This is a genomic window from Bacteroidia bacterium, from assembly GCA_020852255.1.
Lineage (GTDB): Bacteria > Bacteroidota > Bacteroidia > JADZBD01 > JADZBD01 > JADZBD01.
Window position 1 is genome coordinate 48,451 of the sequence record JADZBD010000021.1, and the last position, 9,469, is coordinate 57,919.

Below are 9,469 nucleotides of genomic sequence, written 5' to 3' on the forward strand. Positions count from 1 at the left end.
AAGATGGTATATATATGCATTCCCGTACATAATCGAATCGAATATACTTTAGAATGTATCTCCAGTATTAGAGCCAAAGCTAAAGTCTGTTTTACTATTGTAATATGCGATGATGGGTCAACGGATGGAACCTCTAATATATTAAGGGAGAATTTTCCTGAAGGTGTTTTATTAAATGGGGATGGTAAATTGTGGTGGACAGGAGGAATGAATCGATGTGTTGAGTATGTGCTTGAGCATTCTCTTGATACAGCGGATGTTGTATTTTCGATGAATAATGATGCAGTGATTGACGATAGAACATTCAGCTCTTTATTGGATGCACACCATAAGTCGCCCAAAGCAATCATAGGTTGTGTTAACCTCTTCTATAATGAACGAACAAAAATTGAACCTTCCGCTACACGGAAAACTCGAAGGCTTGGAATTCCCTTTTATCTGATCTACAATAAATGGGGAGAAGATGTGAGAAAGTACCAAGGCTTGCATGCGGTTCATGGACTATCTGGAAAGGGGGTTCTGATTCCAATCAGTGTTTTTAGAAAAATCGGTTTGTATAACCAAGAGAAATTGCCACATTATCACGCTGATACGGAATTTACAATCCGGGCCACTAATGTCGGGATTCCAGTATATATTAGTTATGAATCTCGGGTGTATTCACATCAAAAAGATACGGGCTTGGCTTCAAAGGCAAATAAGCCAGAAATTGGTGTTTTTGTTCGCAGTTTTTCCAATATAAAGTCAACACGTCACTTAAGAAGCCTTTCGAATTCTTGTAAGCTAATATATGGACCTGTATGGCATCGATTTTATTTCTTTGCACATCTGGCAGCTATCTTAGTCGGATTTGGACAGCGGTATTGGAAATATAAATTATCCATAGATGGACGTCATCAGAAACCTGAGGCAGTATGAGGATTCTGATCTCACATTATTCAATTGTTGACCAAAGTGGGTTTGGAAGAACCTTTATGTTAGCAAGAGAATTGGTGAGATTGGATCACCAAGTAACCCTACTAACATCTTTAAGCTCTTTTAGTTACCTCTTTCGACTTTTCAAAGTAGAGGAGCGAGAAGGCGTCAAGATAATTGCCTTCAATGACATCGTGCCTAACTCTATGAGAAGACTTGGATTTGGTGTTCTTGTTCCAATGCTCAAGTTTTTATATTCCGTTACTAATTCGTTTGATATTTTTCATACAGATTCAGGTCATCGTCCTTCCGGTGGCCTTCCGTTTTTGTTTCGAAAAGTTTTCCGTTCCACTGTTTATAGTTCAGAGTGGTGGGACTATTTCGGGAAGGGTGGACTTTATGATACCAGGAAGGGGTTAAAAAAGATATTTATTGGAGGACACGATCTCAGATTTGAGGCATACGATAAAAGAAAAGCTGATGGGCTTGTTTGTCTCTCCTATGCAATGAGGGAGCGTGCCATCAATCTTGGGATTGATGCCGCTAAAATAATTGTTTTGCACGGTGGTGCAGATGTTCGAGGAATTTCTTTTTCCCCAGAGTCAGACCTTAGGCAAGATTTCAAGATTTCTTCGGAAACCCTAGTTTTTGGCTTTGTTGGAATGGATGATCTGGAGTTTGAAGATGTTTCGCTTTTTTTGGACGTCATACAAGAAGTGGCACAGGAAGAACGTAAGGAAATAGCCTTTCTAACTACGGGCGAAAAGATCAATTTTGAGCATAAGGGATTAAGTATGGGAGCTTTAAGAATATTGAATTTTGGATGGGTTGGTTATGAGAAGCTCTCTGAAATATTGGAAATGGCGGACTTTTTTATTCTAACGCAGACCAATAGCTTGAATAATAGTTTGAGATGGCCCAATAAAATTGGAGATTACTTTGCTGCTGGTAGACCAGTGATTGCGAATGATTATGGAGAGATCAGTACGTTGATTCGTGATTTTCCTTCAGGGTTCATATTGACAGATCTTGATAGGGTAGAACTTAAGCGTGTGATACAGTATTGTTTAGGGAATCGGTTCGATCTCTCTAGGAGAATCAGTATTCGAGCATATGCCGAGAACTCTATGAGTTGGAGCATAAGAGCAAGGACCCTGTTAGAATATTTTATTTCGATAGCTTCTCATAGATAGATCCGGGTAGAAAATGAATAATAGCGACTTACAACAGAGCCTTCAAAATTCAATGAGTGGTTTCTTGCTGTGGAAGGAGAGGTATGGTGATACTTCATTTGATCGATATGATTTTTGGGCTTCCCGGATTGGAAAAATTTCAAAGAGACTTTTTTATCGAAACAAGTATTTGGGTCTTCCCTTTGCCGGATTAGGTTTCTTTCTGGAGAATATTACTCCTAGAGTGCAGGCGATTTTTTCAAATCGTAATCATCAACCGATAGGAGACGCACATTATGCAATTGGATTTCTGAATTTATATTCCATTCGGAAGGAAGAGAAGTATCTTAAAGAAGCTGAACATTATCTGACAATTTTGTTAGAATCAAAGATTACAAAGTTCGGTGGCTTTGGCTGGGGCTACACTTTTGGTTGGCAACAATCAAAGGACAATTACTGGCCCGCGGGGACACCTTTCAATACTGTTACGCCCTATGTTTATTGGGCTTTTAAGAATCATTATGAACTTACTCTATCGGAAAGTAGCCTGGAAATCATGGCTGAAATAGCTCGTTTTACCTGTATTGGCGTTAACAAGATGACTTTGCCAAATGGGTCGACATCTAGTAGTTACAGCCCGATTAGTAAAGATTACGTGGTAAATGCAAACGCATACAGGGCGGCAGTGTTGCTTGATGCATATGAGTTATTTAAGGTCAAGGAATACAAGTCTGAGGCGGAAGAAAACCTTGATTTTATTCTGCAAGCTCAACAGAGGAGCGGGGCCTGGTACTACGACATGAACCCTGACGTGAGCTCTTTCATAGACTATTTCCATACTTGTTTTGTTCTTAAAAACCTGGTGATTTGTAACAAATATTTGCCTTCAGAGCGGATAGTACGTGCAGTAACTTTAGGGTATGCGTATTTTCTAAGGGAGTTACATTACGATAATGGTCGGCCTAAACCATATTCAAAGCAAAAGTATCTGAAATTTAGAAAATATGAGATGTACGATTATGCTGAAGGTATTTCATTAGGGATACTTATGGAGCCTATTATACCGGGATCTCTGAAGAGAGCTGAGTGGCTTGCGCAGGACTTAATTTCAAATTTTCAACTTCAGGATGGGCATTTTGTAACTAGGGTTTCCACATTCGGTACGAGGAACACCGTTCCATATCATCGATGGCCGCAAGCTCAGTTGTTCAGCTCTCTTTCTTACCTTGATAAAAAATTGGTATGTGTGGATTAGCAGGAATTCTGAATTTAGACGAGACCCTCGCAAGCAGGACTGAATTGGAATTACTAATGAGGGGAATAGCTCATCGTGGACCCGATGACTCTGGTGTTTTTGTTTCTGATAATGTTGGCCTTGGTTTTGTTAGGTTAAGCATAATTGATCTGTCGGCTCTGGGTCATCAACCTATGTTTAGTGAGGATGGTGATTTAGTATTATTGTTCAATGGAGAGATTTTCAACTACCTTGAATTGAAGGTCGAGTTAGAATTGAGGGGGGTAAAGTTTCGAACCAAAACAGATTCTGAAGTATTGCTGAAGGCTTATATACATTGGGGGGAGGAATGTCTGGATAAATTTAATGGAATGTGGTCGTTTGTTATTTATTCTATTAAACGTAAATATTTATTTGCAGCTCGTGACAGATTCGGTGTTAAGCCATTCTATTATTATTTCAGTAAGAAGAAGTTTGTTTTTTGTTCTGAAATTCCTCCGATACTAAAGGTAGTAAAGACTCCTATAGTCGCAAATGATCAAATAATATATGACTATTTGGTGCATAGTCGCACGGATCATACTGAGCGAACATTTTTTTCTGAGATTCAAAAGCTTCAACATGGAGAAAAACTGATTATTGAGGGCGGGGTAGTTTCCATTAGAAAATGGTATGACTTGGAAAGGGCTGTTAAAGATGCAAGGGGATTTAGCAACGATTCCGAATACCTGGAATCGCTTACTTCATCCATTCAATTAAGACTTAAAAGTGATGTACCCGTGGGAGTTTGTTTAAGTGGCGGTCTCGACTCTTCTTCAATAGTTTCAATTATTGTTTCAAAACTTAGGAAAGATGATCTGAGCACCTTTTCTGCTATTTATAACCAAGGTGATGTAGGCAATGAAAGTGAATACATTAATGAATACAGAAATATTGTAAAATCAATGTTTTTTACCAGCCCCGGGAGTACAAGTTTGCTTAGGGATGCCGGTTTATTTATTAAGGCTCATGGGGAGCCTGTTCCAACTACAGGTCCCTATGCTCAGTATAAAGTAATGGAGTTAGCAAGGAAACATGTCATCGTGACGCTAGATGGACAAGGAGCGGATGAAACACTTGGGGGTTACCATTATTTCTATGGATATTATTTTAGGGAATTGTTTCTAAGATTAAGATTATTTAGTTTGTTCAGGGAGATAGGTAGTTATATTTCTAAGCATAAAAGTTTAAAGGGCTTAAAAGCATTTATTTTCTTTTTTCTCCCAGGAACGATTAAGACAGGTTTTTTGTTGAAAAGGGCTAATTGGGTCAAAGCCTCCTTCTCAAAAAAGTATTGTGGAAGTAATGTTTTGGTTGACAAGTTGTATAGTGCAAGTTCACTTCGAAAGGCACTTCTTTATCATTTTGAATATAAACTTGAGCACTTACTAAAGTGGGAGGATCGAAATTCCATGGTTTTTTCGATAGAGGCTCGAGTCCCATTTCTTGACTATAGACTTGTCGAGCGAACCCTTGCTACCGCTCCCGATCTCATTATTAGAAATGGAACAACAAAATTTATCCTAAGAGAGGCTTTAATTGGTTTGCTACCTGAAAAAATCAGACAGAGACGTGATAAGATCGGATTCGGATCACCATCAGATGAGTGGTTCAGGAGTTCTGAGTGGAAGGAATTTATCTATAATCTTCTTGCAAGTGAATCTTTTAGTTCTAGAGGCTATATTTGTAATAAAAAGGCACTACTACTATATTCAAAGCACTTAGAAGGAAGAATCAATATTGCAAACGATATTTGGAAATGGATTAATCTCGAACTTTGGTTTAGAGAATTTATCGATCCTTTCGCTGAACGCAAAAAGGTAAATGATGAGTGAGCCTAGGCTTTTTGGATATGTATTATACCGAGAATCTCGGGATCAACTTCTGAATGAAATTGATATGCGAATTTCAGATAGCCGGTTCTCGGCAATTATTTCCTTAAATACGCTTAAGCTGTATCTCGGAGAGAAGAATCCTGAATTAAAAGATTGTTTTGACTCAGGCACGCACATTATTCCGGATGGTCAGTCAATGGTAATAGCTGATTATTTGATTAATTGTAAAAGAATTTCTGCCATCTCTGGAGCAGAGCTTATGGTTGCTTTAATAGCAAGGGCTGAAATGATGAAGTATAGGTTATTTTTTCTTGGGGCAGAGGAGAGCTTGCTACTTAAAGTAAGGAATAAACTCAAGTTAGAGTTTCCATGGCTTTATCTCAATTCCATGTTTCAACATGGATTTTATAAAATCGAAGATGAAGCGGAGGTAATAGAGCGAATAGCTAAAGCTAGCCCAGATATTTTATTCGTAGCTTTCGGATCTCCTCGAAAGGAAAGATTTATTATTACGAATCAATCTAGGCTTAATACTAAGGTATTAATGGGAGTAGGCGGAAGTTATGAGTATTTCGTGGGAGAGATAAAATTGGGGACAATTGCAAAGCGATTGGGTTTAAGATGGTTTGTACGATTAATTAACGATCCAAGAAGATTGTTTATAAGGTATTTTAAATGTAATTCGTATTATATTTTCGCAGTCATAAGGGAACTCTTCTTTAGAGTAACTCGCTGAGACGTCCATATATATCGAAGACGCGAATAATTTTTCCTTACCTTTACACCCATGCTGGCAGCCATTGAAAAAGAGAGTGGCTATGAGGTGGATACGTTTCTTCGGGTTCACTTTAGAGAGGATATTTCCCATTCCGCACAACTCAGAACGAATAACTCATTTACGGTTGCCCAAATAGAAGGCAACTGCAATTCTATCGTCAACCTGAACCGTGTAAATGACTGCCGTTTCATAAATAAAATGTTCGAGGCGGTAAATGAAAAGCTATCGCTGGGCGGTCTCTATGCAGGATGCTTTGAGAATTATTCAAACAGGAGAAAGCGAAAAGGAATAAATAAGATTCCCGTATTGAGGGGGATCTATTTCTTTAACGAGTTTTTATTCATGCGCGTTTGTCCCAAAGTATGGGGACTCAAAAAGATTTACTTTCTTTTAACAAAGGGTCGTAGCCGTCTGCTCTCCAAAGCGGAGGTGCTGGGTCGCCTGGTCTGCTGCGGTTTTAAAATCAATAGCGTTGAAAATATCAACGGCCTGGTGTACTTTGTTGCTGAAAAGGTGAAAACGCCTGCCTATGATATGTCCCCGTCATACGGACCAATTTATCGTATGCGGCGGGTTGGAAAGCACGGAAAGATCATCGGGGTATATAAATTCCGGACGATGCATCCTTACGCGGAATATCTGCAGGACTATGTTATATCCCTTAACGGTTACAATGCCAAAGGGAAACCGGCAGATGATTTTCGCCTGGCACCCTGGGGCAAATTCATGCGCAAGTACTGGTTGGATGAACTGCCCCAGCTGATCAATGTGTTGAAAGGAGAGATGAAGATCATGGGTGTTCGTCCTCTCAGCGAAACCCGCTTTAATGAATTCCCGCCGGCAATGCGGGAGCTAAGAAAGAAATATAAACCCGGTTGTATCCCTCCTTATGTGTCACTGAATATGCCGGATCATGAAGGGAATATTATTGCCGAAAGAATATATCTTTCAAAAAAGAAAAAGAGTCCCTTCACAACTGATTTGCTCTTCACAGCTAAAGCACTGTTTAATATTCTGAGCAACCGGATAAGAAGTGCATAAAAAAAGCCCCGGGGACCAGGGCTTTCGAAATGGAGGTATTGTAACTTTCCTAATCCTTAATCTTCTCGATCATCCTTTGCGACCACTTAATGAATGTGTCGCTGGTATACATTCTGCCGGGTAATCCGCCGAACTTATACACCACGCCTACGCAATGCTGGAAGTGATTGCCGCCCCGGCGGTAAAATGCCCATTTACCCAGTGTTTCTGTAGAGAGGGCGATATCTTTTGTAATCCATAGGTGGAATCCTATTCCTAAATTGTGTGTTGAACCGGTCAGGCGATCCTTGAATAAATCAGAAACTTTAGTGGTGTTATGATACCCATACCCAACATGTACATACGGATCAAACCAGGCCGTTTCACCAAACAGATAATTCAAATCGTACTTCATCTTCGCGTCTATTGCATAGTAATCACGAATCTTCGCATTGATCTCGTTATTGATGATCTTTCCAGTAGTGTATTGGTTGTACGTAAATGCAAGATCCACACTGATCCCTAACTGAAACATCTTTTCAATCGAAAGCCGGGTAGGATAGTATTTATAGTACCAGGTCTCCGATGGCTTGAAAAACTGAACATTGTCGCCGTCGTTCTCCACCACGTTCCAGGATAAGCCTGCAATGTAGGGCGTGGTCTTCCACTGCCCGTATGCGAAAGCGCTGAAAAAAATGGCTAATGCGCTGAATAATACCTTTTTCATAAGCTCTGTTTCTGTCCCCGAAAGGAATGGCAATGTTAGTGATTTATTGGCTCCTGACCAAGTCAAAATGCTGCCATAAGTGATTGATATTCAGATAAGTCAATAAAAAAGGCCTCTGAAAGAGGCCCTTCTTATTGATAATCAGTTCGTTACTTGATCACGCTCACATGCCCCACAAACTGGTGCTTGCGGCCAAAGATATCGTGTAATACTACCTTCCACACATATACGTCTTCCTGCACAATCTCGGAACCTCCGTTGGCCGTTCCGTCCCAGGGCCTGCCCCATACGTCGGTCTGCCAGATCAGATTGCCCCAGCGGTCAAAGATCCACATTTCGAACTTGTCCCTGTCTATTCCGATTCCCTCGGGTACCCAGGCCTCGTTAAAGCCGTCACCATTGGGTGTAAAGGCATTGGGCGCATAGAAAGTGAAGTCGTCAGTGATCACAATAATCATCGAATCCTGATCGGTACATCCCCACTGGTTGGCTACTACCAGCGTTACCAGATAGGTTCCCGTGTCGCCGTAAGTGTAAGAGGGATTCTGCAGGGTGGAGGAACCGTTCTGGAAATCACCAAAGTTCCAGTTCCACTGGGTAGCTCCCTGACTCTGATCGGTGAAATGTATGGTGGGATCCAAAATGGAGGTGGTCGTGGGCGATGCAGTGAAGTCAGCCACCGGCAGCGGCCATACATCAATGTAGTTGTTAATGGTAAGGGTGTTCACACAACCATTGATGTCGGTCACGGTGAGCGTTACGTTGTAAGCTCCCGGAGTGTAGTAACATTCCGAAGGACTGAGCGTGGTGGAGGTGTTGGAGTTACCAAAGTCCCACAGCGCAGTGGCGGCATTGGGTGTGGTGTTGGTAAATGTTACACAGAAGGGCACGCATCCTGCTGTGTCGGAGGTCCAGGAGATCACCGGCAGGGGATTTACAACAACGGCTACGGTATCTGTTGCACTGCAACCATTGGCATCGGTTACGGTTACAGTGTAGGTGGTGCTCTGTGAGGGCGTCACCGTCTGGTTCTGTCCGTTCATATTACCGGGATTCCATACGTAGGTGTAGGGCGCAATGCCTCCGCCTCCGGTGGCCGTGATATTGGCACTGGCACCAATACAAATGGTAGATCCCGCACCCGGTGTTACCGTTACAGCCGTGGGCTGTGTTATGGTGATGGTAGCACTCACGGTACATCCCATGGCGTCGGTAACAGTAACAGTATAGGTTCCGGCAGCAAGACCGTTTTCCGTAGCGTTGGTTCCTCCTGAACTCCACAGGTAAGTGTAAGCGGGTGTTCCTCCGGCAGCCGTTACGGTGGCTGTTCCGGTGTTGCCTCCGTTACAAATCACGGGAGTCATTACGGTGGAAGCGGTTAAGAGCGGCGGCTCGGTGATGGTGACCGTTGCTGTTGCAGTACATCCGTTGGCATCGGTGACAGTTACAGTATATGTTCCTGCAGAGAGTCCTGTGCCCGTAGCACCGGTTCCTCCAAAGGGACTCCAGTTGTAGGTGAAGGGAGCGGTTCCTCCTGTTACTGTTACGGTGGCATCTCCGTTATTGCCTCCAAAGCAACTTACGTTGGTCTGAGCGTTAATGGCTGCCTGCGGCCCCGGTGCATCCGGCACAAAGGCAGTGGCAGTAAGTGTACAACCGTTGGCATCGGTAATGGTCACGGTGTAGGTTCCGGTAACAAGACCGTTTTCTGTGGCGTTGGTTCCTCCTGAACTCCACAGGTAAGTGTAG

At 42.0% G+C, this 9,469-nt stretch carries 8 protein-coding genes; 6 read left to right on the top strand and 2 right to left on the bottom strand.

Going from position 1 to position 9,469, the window contains the following annotated elements; translation table 11 throughout:
- Nucleotides 1-3: 3 nt before the first annotated feature.
- From IT233_12285 to IT233_12310, 6 genes are read left to right on the top strand one after another with little or no spacing between them, the layout of a single operon-like run.
- The gene (locus tag IT233_12285) at nt 4-918 is read left to right on the top strand and encodes a glycosyltransferase family 2 protein (protein ID MCC7303409.1); all 915 of its coding nucleotides are present in this window, start codon (nt 4-6) and stop codon (nt 916-918) included.
- The gene (locus IT233_12290) at nt 915-2,108 is read left to right on the top strand and encodes a glycosyltransferase (protein ID MCC7303410.1); all 1,194 of its coding nucleotides are present in this window, start codon (nt 915-917) and stop codon (nt 2,106-2,108) included. Before IT233_12285 ends, IT233_12290 begins: the two co-directional genes overlap by 4 nt.
- A 13-nt stretch (nt 2,109-2,121) precedes the next feature.
- Nucleotides 2,122-3,342: a hypothetical protein gene (locus tag IT233_12295; protein MCC7303411.1), complete on the top strand. Its 1,221-nt coding sequence runs from the start codon at nt 2,122-2,124 to the stop codon at nt 3,340-3,342.
- Nucleotides 3,330-5,195 (top strand): asparagine synthase (glutamine-hydrolyzing), encoded by a 1,866-nt coding sequence (asnB, locus tag IT233_12300; GenBank protein ID MCC7303412.1) that lies wholly within the window; start codon nt 3,330-3,332, stop codon nt 5,193-5,195. The genes IT233_12295 and asnB overlap by 13 nt, the downstream gene beginning before the upstream one ends.
- On the top strand, nt 5,188-5,931 hold the full coding sequence (locus tag IT233_12305; GenBank protein ID MCC7303413.1) for a WecB/TagA/CpsF family glycosyltransferase: 744 nt from the start codon (nt 5,188-5,190) through the stop codon (nt 5,929-5,931). The genes asnB and IT233_12305 overlap by 8 nt, the downstream gene beginning before the upstream one ends.
- A gap of 51 nt (nt 5,932-5,982) precedes the next feature.
- On the top strand, nt 5,983-7,014 hold the full coding sequence (locus IT233_12310) for a sugar transferase (protein MCC7303414.1): 1,032 nt from the start codon (nt 5,983-5,985) through the stop codon (nt 7,012-7,014).
- Nucleotides 7,015-7,063: 49 nt separating this feature from the next.
- On the opposite strand, the gene IT233_12315 is transcribed toward IT233_12310, so the two are convergent.
- Together IT233_12315 and IT233_12320 are read right to left on the bottom strand one after the other, a co-directional pair.
- On the bottom strand, nt 7,064-7,720 hold the full coding sequence (locus tag IT233_12315; GenBank protein ID MCC7303415.1) for an outer membrane beta-barrel protein: 657 nt from the start codon (nt 7,718-7,720) through the stop codon (nt 7,064-7,066).
- 149 nt (nt 7,721-7,869) lie between these two features.
- On the bottom strand, nt 7,870-9,469 hold a 1,600-nt coding region (locus IT233_12320; GenBank protein ID MCC7303416.1), incomplete at its 5' end, for a gliding motility-associated C-terminal domain-containing protein.